The following is a 20956-nucleotide window of genomic DNA, read 5'->3' on the forward strand; positions in this document are numbered from 1 at the left end:
CTGACACTTCCACATTTTCAGGAGAACGCTGTGTTCAACCCGTGGCCCCATGCCCTTTCCGCCGCTGTCGCCCTGGCAACCCTGGCGAGCCCTGCCCTGTCGCAGGCGCAAGACCTGATGTTCAACCTACCGGCCGGCCCACTCGCCAGCACGCTGAATGCCATCGCCAGCCAGAGCGGCCATATCGTTTCATTGGAGCCTTCGCTGGTGCAGGGCAAACAAGCCCCGGCAGTGGTCGGCCAGATGCCTGCGGAACAGGCGATGCAAAAGGCGTTGTCGGGCAGCGGCCTGCAATTGCGAGTGACCGGGCAAGGTAACTTCAGCGTCGAGCCAGCCCCGGACAACAGCGCAGCGTTGCAGCTGGGCGTGACCAACATCGTCGAACGCAGCACCGACGCCACCACCGAAGGCTCAGGCTCCTACGCTGCGCGGGCGGTGACCATCGGCAAGGGCACCCACACCCTCAAGGAAATCCCGCAGTCGGTCACGGTGATGACCCGCAAGCAAATGGACGATCAGGATATCGTCGATCTCAAGGACGCGGCCAACAAGACCACCGGCCTGGTCGGTGCTCAAGGCGTAGGCAGAGGCCTGATCCTGAGCTCGCGTGGTTTCCAGATCGATGACTGGCAATACGACGGCGTGCCGATTCCGCGCAACTATTACTCGCTGGGCAACTGGGCCACGCAGGACCTGATTTTCTTCGATCGCATGGAAGTGCTACGTGGCGCGTCCGGCCTGCTGCAAGGCACCGGCAGCCCTGGCGGCGCGGTCAACCTGGTACGCAAACGCGGCCAGGCCGCACCGATAGTGACCCTCACCGGCAAGGCCGGCTCATGGGACCACTACGGTCTGCAACTGGACGCCGGCGGGCCGCTGAACCAGGCCGGCACCGTGCGCGGGCGCTTCATTGCCGACCAGGACGACAGCCACTCGTTCGTCGATTCCGAATGGTACAAGACCACCTCGCTGTACGGCGCGCTGGACTTCGACCTGCGTGAAGACACCACCCTGGGCCTGGCAGTCAGCCAGTCCGACGGCGAATCGCGCTCGAACGTGCGCGGCTTCCCCCGCTACGCCGGCGGTAAACCCATCGACCTGCCGCGCAGCACGTACACCGGGGCGAAGTGGAACCATTCGGACATCGATGTCACCACGCTCTACACCGACCTGGAACACCGTTTCAACGACGATTGGGCCTTCAAGGTCGGCGCCGTGCGCATGACTGAAACCAATAAAGCGAAAAACCAACGGGTGCAATCCAGTGGCAACGGCATCAATGCCGATGGCAGCGGCGTGCAGTACGCTGACTTCGTGACGGACATGGACTCCACCAAAGTTGCTCTGGACATGAACCTCAACGGCAAATTCGAAGCCTTGTCCATGCAGCAGGAAATCATGGTGGGCGGCAACTATTCCAAATACACGTCAGACGACAAATTCGCCCGAACCTTCAATAACAGTGCCGACACCATCTTCGACATTGATCACAACCGTCCCGAAATCAGCTACGACGGTTTGCTCAATAGCCCCGGTGGCCGTGGGACACCGAGCAAATATGACATCCGCCAAAAAGGCCTCTACGGCAGCTGGCGGGTCAAACCGATTGATCCGCTGACCCTCGTGCTCGGCTCACGGGTCAGTTGGTACGACTACAGCTATCAAGCGTGGCGCCAGGACGCGACCAGCATTACCGCCGATCCTGAAAGCACCAGCAACGAAAACGGTGAAGTCACCCCCTTCGCCGGTATCGTCTATGACTTGAGTCGCGAATGGGCGGTCTATGCCAGCTACACCGACGTGTTCACGCCGCAAACCGAACGCAGTACAAGCGGCTCGGTAATCAAACCGATCATCGGTACGAACTACGAGTTGGGTCTCAAGGGCGAGTTGATGGAGGGCCGGGTCAATACGTCCCTGGCGTTGTTCCGTTACGACCAGGAAAACCGCGCCACGCTCGATATGGACGGTGGGCAAAACTGCGACGGTTGGTACTGCTCGAAGGCATCCGGCAAAGTACGCAGCCAGGGTCTCGACGCCGAAATCAGCGGCGAAGTGCTGGACGGTCTGCAACTGTTTGCCGGTTATACCTACAACACCACCAAGTACCTCAAGGACCCGGACAACGAAGGCAAAGTCTTCAGCTGGTGGACGCCGAAACACATGCTGCGCGTCTGGGGTAACTACCAGTTCAGTGGCGACTGGAGCCGTGTGAGTACCGGCCTGGGCTTCACGACCCAAAGCCATACGCTGGGTTACGACCACGTCGTCAACGTACCGGGTTACACCGTCTGGAATGCCCGTGTCGGTTACCAACTCTCCTCGGAGATCGAGCTGGCGATGAACGCCAACAACCTGTTTGACAAGACTTACTACACGGCGGCCTACAACCAGATCAACGGCAACAACAACTACGGTGAACCACGCAACGTGATGTTCAGCGTGAAATACACGCCGGAGTTCTAACACCGCCGATCGATCATCAACGCCCTCCTTCCGGCTGCTGTCGCAGGGAGGGCCGTTTCAGGGTCATTCAATTTCCAAAGGTATCGCAAACGTTCTTTTATTATTCTGCATCGCGACAAACGTTTTGAACTGCTTGATGTTTCCGAAGAAAAACAACTCTCTGGTTAATTGTTCGTACTCACTCATGTCTCGTACATTCAACACCAGCAAAAAGTCAAAATCCCCCGCCACATAATAAACCTGCTGAACTTGCGGACAACTCACAAAGCGCCGCTTGATCTCATCCAGCAAATCAAGTCTTTCATTCTCTAGTTTAACTTCGACGATAACGGTGATCGGTCGGCCGACCGCTGCCGGGTCGACAATGCTCACGTTATATCTGATCACTCCCGCCGCTTCGAGGGCGGTAATTCTTCTATTGACTGCCGAGGGAGACAGGTTCACGCCCTCAGCCAGTTCCCGCTGGGAAATCCGGTTGTTTTCCTGAAGGAAGTTGAGAATTTTGCGGTCATAGGCATCTAGCTGCATAGGGGAACTCCTTCACCGGGGGCCCAGCCATTACAGCAGAAAAGGCACCTGGACGCTCATTCGTTGCGCACAAGCCCTTGTACCAACGCACTTGACCTGAGCGCCGCGCAACAAAATGCTGAAAACGCAACGATGGTGCGTTTGACGCCGCGATTTTCGAGCAATCGTGCGCCCCCTGAGCATTAGCATCGTTTTATCCCACCTGCTTGTCAGGCAAGGGCTGCGCTCCACCCGCCGAAAACAATAAAAACGGAGAAAGCATGACTAACGCCATCTCACCCCCAATCGCAGCTTTTAGTTTGGTACTGCCCCACCACTTAACCGATGGGAGTTTCACGATGAACAGTGCTCAAGAAAGTCGAGTTGACCGCCGTATCATTTCAAAGGCCGGTCGTTTTCTTATCGTTGGCGCAGCCAGTCTTATCTTCAGCCTCGGTATTACCGGCGCAGCGAGTGCAGCCAGCCTGGCAGAGATAAACACTCGCGGCACACTTAACGTTGCAACCGAAGACAGTTATTACCCTTTCGAATTTATAAAGGACGGTGAGTCCGAGGGTTTCCATAAGGACGTTATCGCGGAGCTGCGCAAGTACGCTCAATTCAAAGTGAATCAGGACATCATGCCCTGGACCGGCCTGCTGGCGGGTATCACCTCAGGGAAGTACGACGCCGCCATCACTGGCGCCGGTGTTACGGAGGAGCGCCTGGGCGCCTTTGACTTCGTGGCACCGGTCGCCCCTGAGGTCTCGCATTACATCAAGCGCGCAAACGATGACCGCATCAAAAGCGTCTCGGACCTTTCCGGGTTGATCGTCGGCGTGCAGGCCGGTGGTGCGCAACTGGCCCGATTGACGCAGCTGGATGCAAAGCTCAAAGCCTCCGGCGGTTCCATTGGCAAGATCGTGCAGTACCAATCCTACCCGGAGGCGTATGCCGACCTGGCGAACCACCGGCTCGACTACGTTGTGAACTCGATCGTGCCCGCCAACATGCTGGTGAAGGAACGTCCACAGGTGTTCGCCGTTGGCGAGGCCACTTCAAGCATGGGCTACATCGCCTGGCCAGTGGCCAAGGGCAACAAGGAACTGCTCGATTACCTGAGTGGTTTTGTGAACCACTTGCGTGACACCGGCAAGCTCGCCGAACTGCAGAAAAAATGGCTCGGACAGTCGTTCGATGACCTGCCCCGCGAGCCAATTACCTCTGCGCCACAGTTCACTCAACTGACCGCGAAATAACCTGAGAGCCGCCATCGTTGGCGCAAGAAGTGTCAGCGATGGTCAGGTCAGTAGATTGTTCTTTTGACCCGGCAGGTAGCCGACGGCCAAAAGACTTGTTCGAAGGATGTTTTCAATGCAAAGCAGTGACTGGATCACGCTTGTGTACGCGGCCTGGACGACCCTTTGGGTGTCCGGCATTTCTATCGTGCTTGGCATCATTCTGGGGCTGGTTGTTGCCATGTTGCGGGCGGCAAAAATCCCGGTCTTGAGCCAGGCCCTCGCGGTCTATGTCAGTTTGATCAGAGCGACACCGATGGTCACGCTGGTGCTGTTTCTGTTTGTGATTGCGCCCTCCATCGGCTGGGAAGTCGACGCCCGGGTGGTGGCCATTGCGGCCATGACCCTCAACACCACGGCGTTCAACGCCGAGATCTGGCGCAGCGCCCTGACCAGTTTCTCGCGCGAACAACTGGAAGCGGCAAAAGCCGCCGGCATGACCACGGGGCTGACACTTCGCCGCATCATGCTCCCGCAGATGTTGACCACCAGCCTTCCCGGGCTTGTGAACGAAATGTCCCTGTTGGTCAAAAGCAGTCCCGCGATCGCCATGATCGGCATTGTGGACCTGACGCGCGTGACGAATCGGATCGCTGCCGTCACTTACGATCCGCTTCCTCCCATCCTCGCGGCGGGCCTGCTTTACATCGTGATCATCGGTGGACTTGTCCGCTTCCAGAGAATTGCAGACTCGCGCGCCAAGCGCCTGGCCATGTAGGGGCTCCCATGAACGGAATCAAAATGCTGTGGGACAACCTGGACGTGTTCGCGGCCGGGCTGCAGAACACACTCATACTCTTTGGCGTGTCGTCTGCCTGCTCATTTATGTTGGCCTGCGTTATCGCTTTCCTGCTGGAAGGACAGGACAACCTGTTTCGACGGCTTGTTCGCTGGGCGCTGGACCTGATGCGAATGCTGCCCTTCCTGATCTTCCTGTACCTCCTTTACTACGGGCTTCCCAACCTGGGTATCAGCCTGGATGTATGGTCGGCGGGTTTCATTGCCCTGATTACGTATCACGGTGCCTATTTCGCCGAGATCCTGCGGGCGGCAAGAACCGCGCTGCCCGCAGGCCAGGCGGAAGCGGCCTATGCCCACGGCTTCGTCAACTCAAACATGTACTGGAGGATTCTCCTCCCGCAAATGGTGATGCGTTCCGGGCCGCTCTTTGGCAACCAATTGGTCTGCCTGCTGAAGGACACCGCCTTCCTGTCGATCATCACATTGATGGATCTGACGGCTGCGGCCTCTGCTGTACAAGCCAAATATTTTGTTCCGTTGCCGCCCTTCATATTCGTGATCGCACTGTATTGGTCCATCACCCTGTTGGTTGAGGCATTACTTCGTCGCCTGGGTCGCCGAGCGCAGAAAAGAGGATTGGTCCATGAATAAGTCCGCCCCGGTCGTTGAAATCCGCGACCTGCATAAACACTTCGCCGGCATTGAGGTGCTTCGCGGCATCAACCTCAAGGTCGAGCGAGGACAGACTGTCAGCATTCTGGGCTCTTCCGGCTCAGGCAAATCCACCATGTTGCGTTGCATCAACTGGCTGGAAGTGCCTGATACCGGTGAAATCTACATCGGCGGTGATCGCATGGGCGTTAAAAGTGGCGGCGGCAAAGCCATGTCCAATCGCGAACTGGCGGCGATGCGCGCAAGAACCGCCATGGTGTTCCAGAGCTTCAATCTCTGGCCCCATCTGACGGTGCTTCAGAATGTCACCGAGGCGCCTATTCACGTCATGGGTGTCAGTCGCAAAGAGGCCAACGATCAGGCGGTTGCGCTGCTGGAGAAAGTCGGCCTGTCGCACAAGCACGATGCTTATCCCTGGTCGTTGTCAGGAGGCCAACGACAGCGGGTTGCCATTGCGCGAGCCTTGGCGATGAACCCGCAAGTCATCTTGTTCGATGAACCGACATCTGCGCTCGATCCAGAACTGGTCGGGGAAGTCCTGGCGGTGATGCGCTCACTGGCCGAGGACGGTTTCACGATGGTCATCGTGACCCATGAAATGGAATTTGCCCGCGCCGTCTCCAACGAGGTCGTGTTCATTGAAAAAGGACAGATCATTGAAAGAGCCGCACCGGAAAAATTCTTTACCAACTCAGACAGTGAACGCGTTCGGCAATTTTTGGGGCGTTACAGAACGACCACGGCATGACTGCCCCTGGAACTCGCCAAAACGCGCACGCCTTTTCTCCAGCGTTACAAGGAACCGCTATGTTTTTCGCTAACCCACGCGCCTCTCGCAGCACCTACCCAAAACACCTTCAGGACATCATGAGTGTCGACGCGGCCCATGAGTCACGAGACTGGCTATCGAGTTGGGAACACCTGAACCAAAAGGCGACACCGCTGTGGGAACTTCCGGGCATGGCTGAAGAACTCGGCGTGGCCGGGTTCTGGGTCAAGGACGAATCGACACGTTCACCCCTGGGCAGCTTCAAGGCACTCGGCGCACCGATCGCGTTGATCCGGCTGATTCTGCGGCTGATGCCCCATGAATCCTTTGATCCCAAAGGGCTCATCACCGGTCAATATCGGCAGCGCCTGCATGATTTCACGGTCATCAGTGCCACTGACGGCAATCACGGGCGAGCCCTGGCGGCTGCGGCACAAAGCGTCGGCTGCCAATGCGTCATCGTTTTGCATGCCAACGTGAGTACGGAGCGCGAGGCGGCCATTGCCGCGTATGGCGCCCGCATCATCCGGGTTGAAGGTAACTACGACGAGTCGGTGGAACATACCGCCGCCGTGGCAGAGCAAAACGGTTGGCCCGTGGTGTCGGACACCTCGTATGAGGGCTACGAGATCGTCCCTCGCGACGTGATGCAAGGCTACGGCACCATCGCCGCCGAGTTGATCGAGCAAACCACGGGCAAGGCCCAGGCGACCTGCCCTTTCACCCACGTGTTCCTGCAAGGGGGGTGGGAGGAATGGCAGCGGGCATCAGCAGTTACCTCTGGGAAATTTACCAGGAACAGCGTCCCGTCTTCGTCATGGTCGAACCCCGGCAAGCGGATTGCCTGTACCAAAGTGCGGTTCAGGGCCTGCCCGCCAAAGCAACAGGCTCGGTGGACTCGGTCATGGCTGGCCTCGCCTGCGGCGAAACCTCTCCCCTCGCCTGGCGATTCCTCGAACCGTGCGTAGATTTCTTTATGACCATCAGCGACGACGACGCCGTGTCTGCCATGCAGCAGCTGGCTCACGGCAGTCCGACCGACATTCCTGTGGTGGCCGGTGAGTCGGCGGTGGCCGGCCTGGCAGCGCTTCAAATCCTGCTACGCGATTCGGCGACCGCCAAAACGGTCGGCATCGACCGAGACTCCCGAGTGCTCATCATCAGTACCGAGGGTGCGACGGCCCCGTCGGTCTACGAGCGTCTGGTGGGTGAATCCGCGCAAGCGGTCACTGCCCGTCAGCACCAATGGCAACTACAAAAAAATGTGTGATCAACAGAACGCAGGAGCCCATGCAGTGATCGACGACCACGAGTTTCACGCGCAGCTGGTCAGCTGGCGTCACCACCTCCATCAACATCCAGAAGTCGGTTTCGAGGAAATCCACACCTCCGACTACGTGGCTGATGCGCTCGCGTCGATGGGCCTTGAGGTGCATCGGGGCATTGGCGGCACAGGCCTGGTCGCCAGTTTGAAGGTCGGAGACAGTCCGGCGGTGGTGGGGCTTCGGGCCGACATGGATGCACTGCACATTCACGAAGATGCTCCGGGGCGGCATCACGCCTCGGTAACCGCAGGAAAAATGCATGCCTGCGGTCATGACGGCCACATGTCCATGATCCTCGGCGCCGCCAGGCTGCTGACCACCACTCGTGATTTCAACGGAACGGTACGCTTCATTTTCCAGCCCGCCGAAGAACACGGCTGTGGCGCCAAAGCGATGATCGCTGATGGCCTGTTTGATCGTTTCCCGGTGGATGCGATCTACGGCGCTCACAACATGCCGGGGCTGCCTGCCGGCACAATCGCGACGCGCTCTGGAGGGATCATGGCCAGTGAGGACAACTTCGTTATCCGTATCAAGGGCCAGGGCACGCACGCGGCACGACCGCACATGGGGGTTGACCCGATCGTCATCGCTTCCGAGGTGGTGCTGGCGCTGCAAACGGTGATTTCCCGCAACCTCGACCCGAGCGTTCCGGCCGTGATTTCCTGCACAGAGTTCATCACCGACGGCATCCGCAATGCGATTCCAACCCACGTCGTCATCAAGGGCGACACGCGCAGCTACGCGCCCGAAGTCCAGGCCATGCTGGAAAGGCGCATGCGAGACATCTGCGAAGGCATTTGCAGGCTCCACGGCGCATCGTGCGAGTTCGAATACACCCATGAATTCGCGCCCACCGTGAACTGGGAAAAGTGCACCCCCATCGCTGTCGCAGCGGCGACCCGAATTGTTGGCCCGGACCGGGTGAATGCGGACATCCAGCCGATGATGATTTCAGAGGATTTCGGCGCGTTCCTGCAGGTCGTACCCGGCAATTTCGTGTTTATCGGCAACGGTGACACAGCGGATGAAGGGGGGACTCCGCTTCACAATGCCAGGTATGACTTCAACGACAATGTGCTGGCCACGGGGGCGCACTATTTCGCCGAAGTTGCCCGTACAGCACTCGCTGCGGAATAACCCGCCACAGAGCAGCACGCCAACGTGCTGCTTTTTCTGTCGGGTGGCTACGCGCTTCGACTGCCCTTGAACGCCTCACGCCGCGCCTGCCTCTCTGCGCGGTATGCCGCGCTCTGCTCACTGATCAACTCTTCGCGGCGCAACAGCTCACCGCAATGTGCGCACAGCGGCCCTAACCCGGCGGGCTCGCCACAGGTTTTGTGGGTGTACACCACCGCCAACCCTTCTTCCGGCGACTTGCACCAGGTTTCGCCCCAGGCACGCAGTGCCAACACCACCGAGTAGAAGGCCTGCCCTTTCGCGGTGAGGTGGTACTCGTAGCGCGGTGGCCGTTCGTTGTAGAGGCGGCGTTCTACCAGGCCATCGGCTTCCAGGTTTTTCAGGCGTGTAGCGACCATTTGCGGGGTGCCGCCGGTCTGCGCCTGGATCTCGTCATATCGATGACTTCCCATGAACAACTCACGCAGGACCAGCACGGTCCAGCGGTCGCCCACGACTGTTTCGGCCCGCGCAATCGGGCATAGAGTGTCGGGAGCAGCAATGTTGGTCGACATACGGGCTTGCCTCTTTCTCTGTAACTATGATTATCATATCAACAAGATGCCCAGGCAAGTCCCCGGCACCGGTCACTCAACTTTTGTGGAGAACATCGTCATGTCGAACGCCCTTTATCCGCTCAACAGGATCGCCTATCTGCTGGTCGATCCGTACAACGATTTCCTCTCGGAAGGCGGCAAGGTCTTTCCCCTGATCAAGCCGATCGCCGAGCAAGTCGGCCTGCTCGACAACCTGCGCACGCTCGACCGCACGGTTCGCGCCCTCGACATTCCGGTCGTCATCGTACCGCACCATCGCTGGGAACACGGCGACTACGAGGGCTGGGACCATCCAACGCCGACCCAGTGCAAGATCATGCACATGCACCACTTTGCTCGCGGGGAATGGGGCGGCGAATGGCATCCGGATTTTGCGCCAAAGGACGGTGACATCGTTGTGCAGGAGCATTGGGGTTCGAGCGGTTTCGCCAACACCGACCTGGATTTTCGCCTCAAGCAAAAAGGCGTCACCCACGTGATCATCGTCGGTCTGCTGGCCAACACCTGCATCGAAGCGACCGCCCGCTATGCATCGGAAATGGGTTACCACGTCACCCTGGTGCGCGATGCGACCGCCGCCTTCCGCCCGGAAATGATGCATGCCGCCCACGAGTTGAACGGCCCCACGTTTGCCCATTCGATTGTGACCACGGACGAACTCGTCGCCGCCCTCGCAGGGCAGGAATAACCGATGATGAAACTGACAGGAAACCTGATCATCGGGACCCACGATGTCGCGGCCACCGAAGGAACGATGAAAGCGCTCAACCCCGCGACCAACACGTTGATCGAACCGGATTTTGCCCTCGGCGGCGTCGCGCAAGTCCACCAGGCAGCAACGCTCGCCGACGAAGCGTTCGACAGTTACAGCCATACGTCGCTCGCACGGCGCGCGGCGTTTCTCGAGAGCATTGCCGACAATCTTGAGGCCACCCGCAAGGAGCTGGCGGCACGGGCCGCGCTCGAAACGGGCCTGCCGGAAGCTCAGCTTGAGGGCGAAGCGAGCAGAGCCGCCGTCCAGTTCCGTCAGTTCGCGGAGGTCGTGCGCAAAGGCCGCTTCCTGCAACTGGCCATCGATCCGGCACAACCTGATCGTCAACCTCGCCCGCGCATGGACCATCGCCTGCAGAAAATGGCCATCGGCCCGGTGGCCATTTTCGGTGCGAGCAACTTTCCGATTGCCTATTCCGTGGCCGGTGGCGACACCGCTTCGGCATTGGCCGCCGGCGCGACCGTCATCCTCAAAGCACACAACGCCCATCCGGGTGCTTCGGAAATCCAGGCTCGGGCCATCCAAAAGGCCGTGCAGGAGCACGGGTTGCATGAGGGGGTTTTCTCGATGGTACGCGGCAGCGGCAACACCATCGGCGAAGCGCTGGTCGATCATCCTTTGATTAAAGCCGTGACGTTTACCGGTTCGGAACAAGGCGGCATGGCGCTGTATCGGCGTGCGCAGCTGCGGCCCGATCCCATCCCGGTGTTTACCGAAATGACCAGCATCAACCCCACGTTCATCCTGCCCGCAGCCCTGGCCGAGCGCGGCGCGCAGATCGGCGATGGCTTTATCGAGCGCATGCTGGTCAATGTCGGGCAAGCCTGTCTCAGGCCCGCGCTGCTGATCGCGATCAAAGGCGCCGGCCTTGAAGCGCTGCGCGCCGCCATGGTGCAGCGCGTCAGCGAGGCTGCAGCCCGCACGATGCTGACACCGGGGATCCATGCGTCTTACCTGAACGGTCTCACCGCGATGGAAAACGCCGGTGCGCAGCGCATCGCCGAAGGCACGGCCGCCAGCGCCGACGTTGACGGCCAATCGGCGTTGCTGGAGGTCACCGGCCAACGCTTCCTCGAGGAAGCCGCCCTGTCGCAGGAAGTCTTCGGCCCATCGGCGCTGCTGGTGACCGTCGAGGACGAGGCTGAACTGCTCGCCATTGCCCGCTCGCTCAAAGGCCAACTCAGCGCCGCCCTGCACCTCGAAACAACTGACTTGCCACTGGCCCGGCGCCTGTTGCCGGTGCTGGAGCGCAGAACCGGGCGCATCGTCGTCAACGCCTTCGCCCATCCGCAAGAGGTGACGCACGCCACTGTTCACGGCGGACCGTTTCCGGCGACCTCGGACAGTCGCTTCACCTCGGTGGGCATGACGTCGATCGAACGCTTCCTGCGGCCGGTGGCTTACCAGGGTTTTCCGGACGCGCTGTTGCCTGAGGCACTGCGTGATTTCAACCCGTTGGGGCTGCCTCGGCTGGTGGACGGGCAGTAGTTGTCAGCCCGACCGGAGATCAAGGATCAACCTGAGCCATGAGTTCAGGGATGGTTTCCTTGCGATTGGCATAGCGCTGCGCCAACACGGCGCAGACCATCAGTTGAATCTGGTGGAACAGCATCAACGGCAGGATCAACACCCCCATGGTGCTGCCGGCGAACAGGACCTGGGCCATCGGCACGCCGGTGGCCAGGCTCTTCTTCGAACCACAGAACAGGATGGTGATGCGGTCTTCCTGATTGAAGCCGAACGCCTTGCCCAGCACGGTGGACGCCAGCAAGACCAACGCCAGCAAAATGCAGCAAGCGACCACCAGTCCGGCCAGTTCCCAGAGTGGTATCTGATGCCAGATCCCTTCGATCACCGCCTCGCTGAACGCGCCGTAAACCACCAACAGGATCGAGCCCTGGTCGACGAATTTCAGCCAGCTCTTGTTGCGCGCAACCCAGGCGCCGATCCAGCGTCGGGCGATCTGTCCGGCAATGAACGGCAGCAGCAGTTGCACGCTGATCTTCAGAATTGCATCGAGCGTCGAGCCGCCTTCGCCGTGCACATTCAGCAGTAAAGTCACCAGCAACGGCGTGAGGAAAATCCCGAACAGGCTGGAGGCCGCCGCACTGCAAATCGCCGCAGGAATATTCCCGCGCGCCAGGGACGTGAACGCAATCGCTGACTGCACCGTAGCGGGCAGCGCGCAGAGGTAAAGCATGCCCATGTACAGGTCGGCGCCGATCATCGGCGACAGCAAGGGTTTGAGTGCCAGCCCAAGCAAGGGGAACAGGACAAACGTCAGGCTGAACACCAGCAAATGCAGGCGCCAGTGACCGGCCCCGGCGATGATCGATTCACGCGACAGTTTGGCGCCATGCAGGAAAAACAGCAGGGCAATGGCGATGTTGGTCAGCCAGCCAAAACCGACCGCGACCTGACCACTGGCGGGCAGCAGGCTGGCGAGAATCACCACGCCGATCAGGGTCAGGGTGAAGTTGTCGGGTAAAAAACGGGGGCGGGTCATCGGTATTATCCGGTGGTGGCGAGGGGCGTGGGTCGACTCTAACGCGCCTGCCGATTACCGACTAACGCTAACAAGCCAGTAGATATCGCCTAACGGACATAACGTTGATGCGAATGTATTCATCAGCAAAAACAACGGGGGGGCGGCAACTTCATGCGGACGCGGTACTCGACCATGACACAAATCAACTGTAGGAGCCGGCTTGCTGGCGAAGGCGTCCGTCCAGTCAATAAATAGTTGACTGACCCACCGCCATCGTCGGAACGCCGCCCGCAGCAAGCCGGCTCCTACAGGGGAACGAGTACACCCGCAGAATCAGGTCGCCACCGCACACGCTCAATCATCCTCATGCAACTTGATGCCCCTGGCATGCAGCAGATGCGGCACCACCAGCACCAGCAACGTCAACGCCAGAAACGCAGCTGAGATTGGCTGTGTCAGAAACACCGTCCAGTCGCCCTCGCTGATCGACAACGCGTTACGCAGCTGTTTCTCCGCCATCGGTCCCAGCAGCATGCCCACGATCACCGGCGCGACGGGGAAGTCGAACCGCCGCATCAACACCCCGCCCCACCCGATCGCCAGCATCAGCAACAGGTCGAAAGATGAGTGACGCATGCCATACACGCCGATGGTGGCGAACACCAGGATCCCGGCATTCAGATAGGGCCGGGGGATTTGCAGCAGTTTGACCCAGAGCCCCACCAACGGCAGGTTCAGCACCAGCAGGATGACGTTGCCGATGTACAGCGAGGCCACCAGGGTCCAGACCAGTGCACCCGAGGTTTCAAACAGCAGCGGCCCCGGTTGCAGGTTGTAGTTCTGGAACGCCGCCAACAGGATGGCTGCCGTGGCGGAAGTCGGGATACCAAGCGTCAGCAACGGCACCAACGAACCGGTGGCGCTTGCGTTGTTCGCCGCTTCAGGGCCGGCGACGCCCTCGATGGCGCCCTCGCCTTTGTTGGCGGCAAATTCTTTCGGATACTTGCTGAGTTTGCGCTCGGTCGAATAGGACAGGAACGTCGGGATCTCCGCACCACCGGCCGGAATCGAACCGAAGGGAAAACCGATCAGCGTCCCTCGCAGCCAGGCGGGAACCGAGCGTTTCCAGTCGGCGCGCGTCATCCACAACGAGGACATGCGGTGTCGACCGGAGGCCTCTTCTTTCTGATACAGCAGGCTGTACAACGCCTCGCCCACCGCAAACAGCCCGACCGCCACCAGCACGACTTCGATGCCATCGACCAGTTCCGGTACGCCCAAGGTGTAACGAGCGATACCCGAGGTCGAGTCCAGCCCGATCAAACCGATGGTCAAGCCAATCCCCAGGGATGCAAAGCCGCGCAACATTGACGCCCCGAGCACCGCAGACACCGTCGTGAACGACAGCACCAGAATCGCGAAATACTCCGCAGGCCCGAACTTCAGTGCCAGTTTCGCCACAATGGGCGCGAACAAGGTCAGCAGAACCGTGGCGATAGTGCCCGCCACAAAGGACCCGATGGCCGCCGTGGCCAAGGCCGGCCCCGCCCGGCCATTGCGGGCCATGAGGTTGCCTTCCAGGGCCGTGACCATGGAAGACGATTCCCCTGGGGTATTGAGCAAAATGGAGGTCGTGGAGCCGCCGAACTGAGCGCCGTAGTAGATGCCGGCGAACATGATCAGCGCGCCGGTGGGATCGACCTTCGCGGTAATGGGCAGCAACAGCGCCACGGTCAGCGCCGGCCCGATGCCCGGCAAGACGCCGATGGCGGTGCCGAGCAGACAACCAATGAACCCCCACATCAGATTGATCGGCGTCAGGGCCGAGGAAAACCCCATTGCCAGGCTTGCGAGAATATCCACCCTGTTGATCTCCTGCGGCCTGAATCAGATCCAGGCGTTGACAAGCGGCGGAAGGGAAACCCCCAGCCCTGCATTGAACAGCCAGTAAATCGGGAGCGTCAGGGCAATGCCGATGGCGAGATCGCGCAGCGGATGACGACTGCCGAAACCCCGCGCCGAACAGGCAAACAACAGCGCGGCCGACAGGACAAAGCCAATGAGATTGATAAGCACGGCAACGCCTAGCAGCCCCCCCGTCACCCAGGCCACCCCCGCTTTGCCGCCGGGCACCACTTTGGCGGACTCGTCATCGTGATCGGCCAGTTCGCGAAAACCGCCGGTGACGGCTTGAAAGCACAGAACCACCCCCACGCCCGCGAGGAATACCGCCACGGCGTAGGGATAGACGTACGCGCCCAGGATGACGAACCCCATCTCCTCGGGAAACAGGAAGGCGCCGTAGCCCAGCATGGCGCTAATGGCGAGCACACCGACGCCAATCGCCAGTTGCACCGGCACGATTGCACGCGATTGACTCATGGCTTGACCAGCCCCACTTCCACCAGCATTGCCCGCAGCCGCACGTGCTCCGCATCGACGAATTTGCCGAACTCGTCACCGGTGAGGATGTTGGGCGACCATTTGTTGGTTTCGATGTTGTCTTTCCAGACTTTGCTGTTGGCGGCCGCCACCACGGCGTCGGTGACTTCCTTGCGCTGCTCGGGCGTGAGGCCCGCGGCACCGTAAACACCACGCCAGTTGCCGATGATCACGTCATACCCGCTTTCTTTAAGCGTCGGGGCGTCGATGCCTGCAACGCGCTCCGGTGCGCCGATGGCGAGTACACGGAACTGATCGCTCCTGATGTATTGGCCAAGTTCGGCATAACCGCCGGTGATGACTTTGATCTGCCCGCCCAACGCCTGGGCAACCACTTCCCCCCCGCCGGCGAAGGCAACGTAATTGACCTTGTTGACCGGGACGCCCATTTTCGCGGCCAGTTCAGCAATACCGATGTGATCGATCGAGCCCTTGGAGCCCCCGCCCCAGGCAATGCTGGTCGGTTTTTCCTTGAAGGCTTTCAGCAAGTCGTCCAGGGTTTTGAATTCGGATTCCTTGCGCACCGCAATCACGTTGTATTCGGTAAACAGCCGGGCAATCGGCGTCACATCCTTCAAGGTAATCTGCGGGTTGTTCTGCTCAATGCCAGCAACCATGATCGCGCCCATCACAAGCAGCGCATCCGGATCGCCCTTGGTGCTGTTGGCAAACTGCGCTAGCCCCAGCGTGCCCCCCGCGCCGCCCTTGTTTTCGAAGGTGACGGATTTGGCCACATTGGCTTCAACCAAGGCTTTGCCCAGCACGCGTGCGGTCTGGTCATAACCGCCACCCACCGAACCTGGGGCCATGAACTTGACGGTTTCCAGCGCAAAGGCAGGCGTTGTGAGCACAGCGGCAGTGACGACAACCGCGAGGCAAAGGGTGGATCGACGTAACGATGCGAACATGCGTTTTCTCCCGGGACTTTTGTTTTTATGGGGCGCCGGCTGAACGTCGGTCCGGACATAAATCCGGATCGTTGAACAGCCATCTCGGGATAAGCGTAGGCCATGGTTGGAATGGCGGCATACAACAGTGAATCAGTTCATTTCAGGAAGACGCCTGCATGGATGCGCGGCGCGTTGCACGGACTCAAAATGGTGGCCGTCGCGGTGGGAGCAGTTGCAGGATTGCTGGATGACTTTTGAGCGCCATTGACCGGGATTGACCCGCTGATACCGCCCCTTCCCTGACTCGCACAGTCAAGGAAGGGGCAATCAACCTCAGGTATTGGTTTTCAACTTGGTCCACAGACGCGTGCTCAGCCGCGCAATCGCCGCCGGCAGTTCCTCGACGGTAAACAGCTTGTCCAGCACGCTCTTCGGCGGGTAGATCGCCAGGTCCTGCTTCACGGCCGGGGTCACATACTGATCCGCAGTGAGGTTGGGGTTGGCGTAGTGGATGCTGTTGCTGATGTTGGCAATGACTTGCGGTGTCAGCAGATAGTTCATGTAGGCGTAGCCGTTTTTCTCGTGCGGCGCGCTTTTGGGCATGACCACCATGTCGAACCACAGGGTCGAGCCTTCATCAGGAATCGAGTAAGCGATGTCGATGCCGTTGTTCGCTTCCTTGGCGCTGGCGGCAGCTTGAACGATGTCGCCGTTGAAGCCGATCACCGCGCAGACATTGCCGTTCGCCAGGTCACTGATGTACTTGGACGCATGGAAGTACTGCACGTACGGCCTGATTTTCAGCAGCGCCTGCTCGGCTTTCTTGTAGTCCGCCGGTTCGTGGCTATGGGGCGGCAGGCCCAGGTAATTGAGGGTGATTGGCAGGATTTGCGTCGGGTTATCGATGATCGCCACGCCGCACTGGCTGAGTTTCTTGATGTTTTCTTCTTCAAAAAACAGCTTCCAGGAATGGGTGACATCGGTGTTGCCGAAGATCGCCTTGATCTTCTCGACGTTGTAACCGATCCCCGCCGTGCCCCACATGTACGGATAGCCGTACTGGTTGCCCGGGTCATTGACCTCGAGTTTTTTCATCAACGCCGGGTCAAGGTTTTTCCAGTTCGGCAGCTGGCTCCGGTCGAGTTTCTGAATGGCCCCGGCCTTGATCAGGCGCGACAGGAAATGGTTCGAAGGGCTGACCACGTCGTAGCCGGTGTTGCCGGTCATCAGCTTCGATTCCAGCACTTCGTTGCTGTCGTGGATATCGTAAGTCGCCTTGATCCCGGTTGCCTGGGTGAAGCTGGTCAGGGTGTCGTCGGCGATGTAGCCGTTCCAGTTGGAAATATTGACGACTTCGTCGGCGTACGTGGCGGCCGACAACGTGGTCAGTACAACCATCAGGGGAATTGTGTTCGCGCGCATGTTCAATCACCTTATTGATGAGCTTTTGTTGTTTTTTGATCGCCGGGGTTTCTAGATTTCTGTTCTGGCCCTGATCGCCTCCACGCGCATGCGAAGCATGGCACCGATATCGAGCAAGGGCTTTGGTGGCAGCCAGCCCGGTTGCGCCCTGCGCATGACCGATTCGAGGATCGGCGAGCAGGTGCCCGAGGCCATTTCGGCGAGCAATCGCCCCCACAGCGTGCCGCGCGCAACGCCCGAACCATTGCAGCCAGCCACCGCATACACGCCCTCTTCGACCTTGCAGAAAAAGGGTTGCCCGGTGCGCGAGGCGCTCAAATGTCCGGTCCAGGTGTACTGGATGTCTTGCTCGCCCAAAAACGGAAAGCGCCGTTGCAAGCCGAGCACATGGTGTTTGCGCCGATGCAGCAGTTCACTGTCGGTCAGGTCACGAGAGCGGTACTCCGCAGTGTTGCGGATCATCACGCGACGGTCCGGGGTCAGGCGCACCGTGGCGCCGAGCGGCCGGGTGGAGAGCACGCCCCACGGTTCGACGGCGCCGATGGACTGGAACTCTTCATCGCTGAGCGGCCGGGTAAGGCTGGCGCTGAGTTCCATCGGGAAGGTTCCGCTGTCCTCTATGCCCGACCGGGGAATGAACGCGTTCAGGCACACCAGGACTTGCGGCGCCTCGATACTGCCAGCGATGCCATTGGCGCGAATTCGCCCTTTGCCCAGACGCTCCAGGCCGGTGATGTCGGTGTTCTCGAACACGGTCACGTTGTCCGGCAGTGCATCCAGCAAGCCCTTCACGTATTTCGCCGGTTGCAGCAGCGCGTTGCCCTGACCGCACCAGATCGCGGCCTGGTAGTGCCGGGTGCCGAGTTTTTCGCTCAGTTGCTCACCTTGCAGAAACTCAGCAGAAGCGCCGACGGCGCGTAGCGTCGCCAGTTTGCCTTCGACATCGGTCAACTTGCCTGGGTCGCTGACCGCGAAGAAGTAACCGCAATCCCTGAAGTCGCATTCGATACCGTGACGGGCGATGCGTTGGCGCACTTCGTCGCTGGCAGCCCGTGAAATCGCGGTGTCCACTTCATAACCGGCGAACCCGTGGTTGCCGATCAACTCGTCCCTGGTCGGGTGTTCGTGACCTACGACGAAGCCTGAGTTGCGCGCCGAAGCGCCCTGCGCCGCGCGTTGCCGATCGACGATCACGATCCGCGCCTGAGGGTGCAATTGCGCGAGCGAGTGCGCGGCACTCAGCCCGGTGATACCGGCACCGATAATCAGCCAGTCGGCTTTTACCGTGCCTTTGAGAGGACCGCGAGCGGCTGAACTTCCCGCCTGCGCAATCCAGCCACATTCATTGGTCATGCCTCACCTCATTGACTGTCATTCTGCGAGCGCATGCTGTAATCGCATGGACGTTTCCGGAAAACGCTCGCCAGAGCTAGAATCTATAAGGCCTGTAGTGATACAACCAACGTTATAAAATCATCGAGCCATTCAGAAAACGCATGGATAAAATTCGCCACATTCCTTCGCTCCAGGCCTTGCAGGCGCTGGTGGAAGTCTCCGACTCGGGCAGCTTCACCCAAGCGGCCGCCAGGCTGTGCCTGACCCAAAGTGCGGTGAGCCGAAAGATTCAGCTATTGGAAAGCCACTTCGGCGTGCCGATGTTTGCGCGGAACAGCCGCCATGTGCGACTGACGCCGGAAGGCGAACAGGTGTTGGGCACCGCACGAAATATCCTGGCGCAACTGAAAACCCTGGAGGACCGCCTCTCGCCACAGGAACGGCCCTTCCGCATCCGCATGCATGTGTCGCTGGCGGTTCGTTGGTTGCTGCCGAAGTTGAGCGAGTTTTATCGAAGTCATCCGCAGGTTTCGCTGTCGATCGAGACCGTGGCGACAGAAGTGGTGGAGCCGGCCATCGACAGTGATGCGTACATTCTCTATCTGCCCGAGCCGTCCGCTGACCCGGATAGCCTGACCCTGTTCAAGGAAGCGTTGGTGCCGGTGTGCGCGCCCGGACTGGGCACCTCGACGCGACCACTGGCAGCGGTGGAAGATCTGGTGAGTTTCCCGCTGTTGCATCGCTCGGCGGACCGCAATGATTGGGCTCAGTGGTTGTCGGCCAATGGCGGTAAATCGCTGGATGATTACCGGCACATCCCCTTCAACCTCGATGAACTGGCGCTGGACGCGGCGGCGAGAGGATTGGGTGTGGCGATGACGGATATGACGCTGGCAGGAGAGTCGATAGAACGGGGGGTGCTGGTTATCCCGTTTGGCCGGCCGTTGGCAACACGCGGTATTTACGCGTTGAATCTGCAACCTTCAGCCGTTGCTCATCCGGCTTGCGCGATGGTTCTGCAATGGTTTGCGCAGCAGGCCGAAAGGCAAGACCTTCAGCGTTAGGTGCTCCCACCGGCCCCATCGCCAGCAAGCCGGCTCCTACAGGTTCGCGGCGTTTGTACCGAATCCTTGCCGGCGATGGCGGTCGCAAGATCACCGCAAAACCCAATGGCCGTGCATTACAAACTTGTCATCGAGTTGTCAGCGTAGCCAGCACCCTCGCTTCCTAAAGTGGCGTCGTCAGTCACCCACACCGGGTGACGCCTCCCACTGATGATGACAAGGGTCGATACCATGAAACCATTGAACAAACTCTGCCTGATCGCCGCCAGCCTGCTGATGCTCGGCACCGGCTCCGCCATGGCCGGCGACATCGCGCCGGTCAAGGCCGACAACGTCGTGCTGGTACACGGCTCCTGGGCTGATGGCTCAAGTTGGGCGGACGTGATTTCGCGGTTGCAGGCCGCCGGATTGCACGTCACCGCCGTTCAAAACCCGTTGACCTCGGTCGCCGATGACGTCGCCGCCACCCAGCGTGTACTCAACCAACAGGACGGCCCGACGGTGTTGGTCGGCCACTCCTACGCCGGCACCGTGGTCAGTGAAGCCGGGGTCAATCCAAAGGTCAGCTCGCTGGTCTACGTCGCGGCCCGCGCCCCGGACGCCGGGGAAGATTTCGTCGCCCTGTCAGCCAAATACCCGACCATGCCCGTGCGTGCCGGCACCGAAGAACACGACGGTTTCGTCAGCCTGAAACAGGATGCCTTCCTCAAATATTTCGCCAGCGACGTGCCCCACGACAAGGCGATGCAACTGTTCGCCGTGCAGCAACCGATTGCCAAAACCCTGTTCACTGATCGCACCACCGCAGCCGCCTGGCACAGCAAACCGTCGTGGTACGCGGTCTCCAGCCTCGACCAGACCATCAACCCGGACCTCGAACGCTTCCTCGCCAAACGCATGGGCGCGACCACCATCGAGCTGCCGTCGAGCCATTTGTCGCTGGTTTCCCATTCCAAAGAAATCGCCGACCTGATCCTCGAAGCCTCCGGCCGCCAGCCATAACGCCAGGCCCGGTTTCATTACAACTTT

General features: G+C 59.9%; 18 protein-coding genes and 1 pseudogene. 11 read left to right on the forward strand and 8 right to left on the reverse strand.

Going from position 1 to position 20956, the window contains the following annotated elements:
- Positions 1-30 precede the first annotated feature (30 nt).
- Positions 31-2466 carry a TonB-dependent siderophore receptor gene (locus tag K5R88_RS09515; protein ID WP_226299850.1) on the forward strand — a complete coding sequence of 812 codons (2436 nt, stop codon included), beginning with the start codon at positions 31-33 and terminating at the stop codon, positions 2464-2466.
- A gap of 63 nt (positions 2467-2529) precedes the next feature.
- Here the strand turns inward: K5R88_RS09515 and K5R88_RS09520 are convergent, their stop codons facing one another.
- Positions 2530-2994: an Lrp/AsnC family transcriptional regulator gene (locus K5R88_RS09520; protein WP_226299851.1), complete on the reverse strand. Its 465-nt coding sequence runs from the start codon at positions 2992-2994 to the stop codon at positions 2530-2532.
- Between the two features lie 260 nt (positions 2995-3254).
- Between K5R88_RS09520 and K5R88_RS09525 the strand changes: the two genes are divergently transcribed.
- The 6 genes and pseudogenes from K5R88_RS09525 (at position 3255) to K5R88_RS09550 (ending at position 8918) form a co-directional block, all read left to right on the forward strand.
- Positions 3255-4232 carry a transporter substrate-binding domain-containing protein gene (locus K5R88_RS09525; protein ID WP_223414155.1) on the forward strand — a complete coding sequence of 326 codons (978 nt, stop codon included), beginning with the start codon at positions 3255-3257 and terminating at the stop codon, positions 4230-4232.
- A 115-nt stretch (positions 4233-4347) separates the two neighbouring features.
- Entirely contained in the window at positions 4348-4989 is a 642-nt protein-coding gene (locus tag K5R88_RS09530; protein ID WP_008042731.1) for an amino acid ABC transporter permease, read from the forward strand.
- Positions 4990-4997: 8 nt separating this feature from the next.
- Positions 4998-5663 carry an amino acid ABC transporter permease gene (locus tag K5R88_RS09535; protein WP_008032420.1) on the forward strand — a complete coding sequence of 222 codons (666 nt, stop codon included), beginning with the start codon at positions 4998-5000 and terminating at the stop codon, positions 5661-5663.
- On the forward strand, positions 5656-6432 hold the full coding sequence (locus K5R88_RS09540) for an amino acid ABC transporter ATP-binding protein (RefSeq protein WP_008032422.1): 777 nt from the start codon (positions 5656-5658) through the stop codon (positions 6430-6432). The genes K5R88_RS09535 and K5R88_RS09540 overlap by 8 nt, the downstream gene beginning before the upstream one ends.
- 59 nt (positions 6433-6491) lie before the next feature.
- A pseudogene (locus K5R88_RS09545) lies at positions 6492-7723 on the forward strand (diaminopropionate ammonia-lyase).
- Positions 7724-7748: 25 nt separating this feature from the next.
- A complete protein-coding gene (locus tag K5R88_RS09550; protein ID WP_226299852.1) occupies positions 7749-8918 on the forward strand; it encodes a M20 aminoacylase family protein in 1170 nt (389 codons plus the stop codon).
- Positions 8919-8965: 47 nt separating this feature from the next.
- Here K5R88_RS09550 and K5R88_RS09555 read toward each other — a convergent pair whose 3' ends face one another.
- Positions 8966-9472, reverse strand: coding sequence for a winged helix-turn-helix transcriptional regulator (locus K5R88_RS09555; protein WP_008042728.1), 507 nt, complete (start codon positions 9470-9472; stop codon positions 8966-8968).
- A gap of 100 nt (positions 9473-9572) precedes the next feature.
- On the opposite strand from K5R88_RS09555, the gene K5R88_RS09560 reads away from it, so the two are divergent.
- Both K5R88_RS09560 and K5R88_RS09565 read left to right on the forward strand, forming a co-directional pair.
- The gene (locus K5R88_RS09560; protein ID WP_226299853.1) at positions 9573-10202 is read left to right on the forward strand and encodes an isochorismatase family cysteine hydrolase; all 630 of its coding nucleotides are present in this window, start codon (positions 9573-9575) and stop codon (positions 10200-10202) included.
- A gap of 6 nt (positions 10203-10208) precedes the next feature.
- Positions 10209-11774, forward strand: a complete 1566-nt coding sequence (locus K5R88_RS09565) for an aldehyde dehydrogenase (NADP(+)) (RefSeq protein WP_226300254.1) — start codon at positions 10209-10211, stop codon at positions 11772-11774.
- A gap of 19 nt (positions 11775-11793) precedes the next feature.
- Here the strand turns inward: K5R88_RS09565 and K5R88_RS09570 are convergent, their stop codons facing one another.
- The 6 genes from K5R88_RS09570 to K5R88_RS09595 form a co-directional block, all read right to left on the reverse strand.
- Entirely contained in the window at positions 11794-12792 is a 999-nt protein-coding gene (locus tag K5R88_RS09570) for a bile acid:sodium symporter family protein (protein ID WP_008032437.1), read from the reverse strand.
- Positions 12793-13128: 336 nt separating this feature from the next.
- Positions 13129-14637: a tripartite tricarboxylate transporter permease gene (locus tag K5R88_RS09575; protein WP_223481179.1), complete on the reverse strand. Its 1509-nt coding sequence runs from the start codon at positions 14635-14637 to the stop codon at positions 13129-13131.
- Between the two features lie 24 nt (positions 14638-14661).
- Positions 14662-15156, reverse strand: coding sequence for a tripartite tricarboxylate transporter TctB family protein (locus tag K5R88_RS09580; RefSeq protein WP_008032439.1), 495 nt, complete (start codon positions 15154-15156; stop codon positions 14662-14664).
- Positions 15153-16124, reverse strand: a complete 972-nt coding sequence (locus tag K5R88_RS09585) for a Bug family tripartite tricarboxylate transporter substrate binding protein (protein WP_223449463.1) — start codon at positions 16122-16124, stop codon at positions 15153-15155. Before K5R88_RS09585 ends, K5R88_RS09580 begins: the two co-directional genes overlap by 4 nt.
- A 315-nt stretch (positions 16125-16439) precedes the next feature.
- Complete coding sequence (locus K5R88_RS09590; protein WP_223449464.1) at positions 16440-17528, reverse strand: polyamine ABC transporter substrate-binding protein; 1089 nt, start codon at positions 17526-17528, stop codon at positions 16440-16442.
- 51 nt (positions 17529-17579) lie between these two features.
- Positions 17580-18881 (reverse strand): NAD(P)/FAD-dependent oxidoreductase, encoded by a 1302-nt coding sequence (locus tag K5R88_RS09595; RefSeq protein ID WP_226299854.1) that lies wholly within the window; start codon positions 18879-18881, stop codon positions 17580-17582.
- A 143-nt stretch (positions 18882-19024) separates the two neighbouring features.
- On the opposite strand from K5R88_RS09595, the gene K5R88_RS09600 reads away from it, so the two are divergent.
- On the forward strand, positions 19025-19927 hold the full coding sequence (locus K5R88_RS09600) for a LysR family transcriptional regulator (protein WP_226299855.1): 903 nt from the start codon (positions 19025-19027) through the stop codon (positions 19925-19927).
- A gap of 231 nt (positions 19928-20158) precedes the next feature.
- Complete coding sequence (locus K5R88_RS09605) at positions 20159-20929, forward strand: alpha/beta hydrolase (protein ID WP_008043703.1); 771 nt, start codon at positions 20159-20161, stop codon at positions 20927-20929.
- Positions 20930-20956 lie beyond the last annotated feature (27 nt).

The sequence above is a fragment of the Pseudomonas sp. MM213 genome (assembly GCF_020423045.1).
GTDB lineage: Bacteria > Pseudomonadota > Gammaproteobacteria > Pseudomonadales > Pseudomonadaceae > Aquipseudomonas > Aquipseudomonas migulae.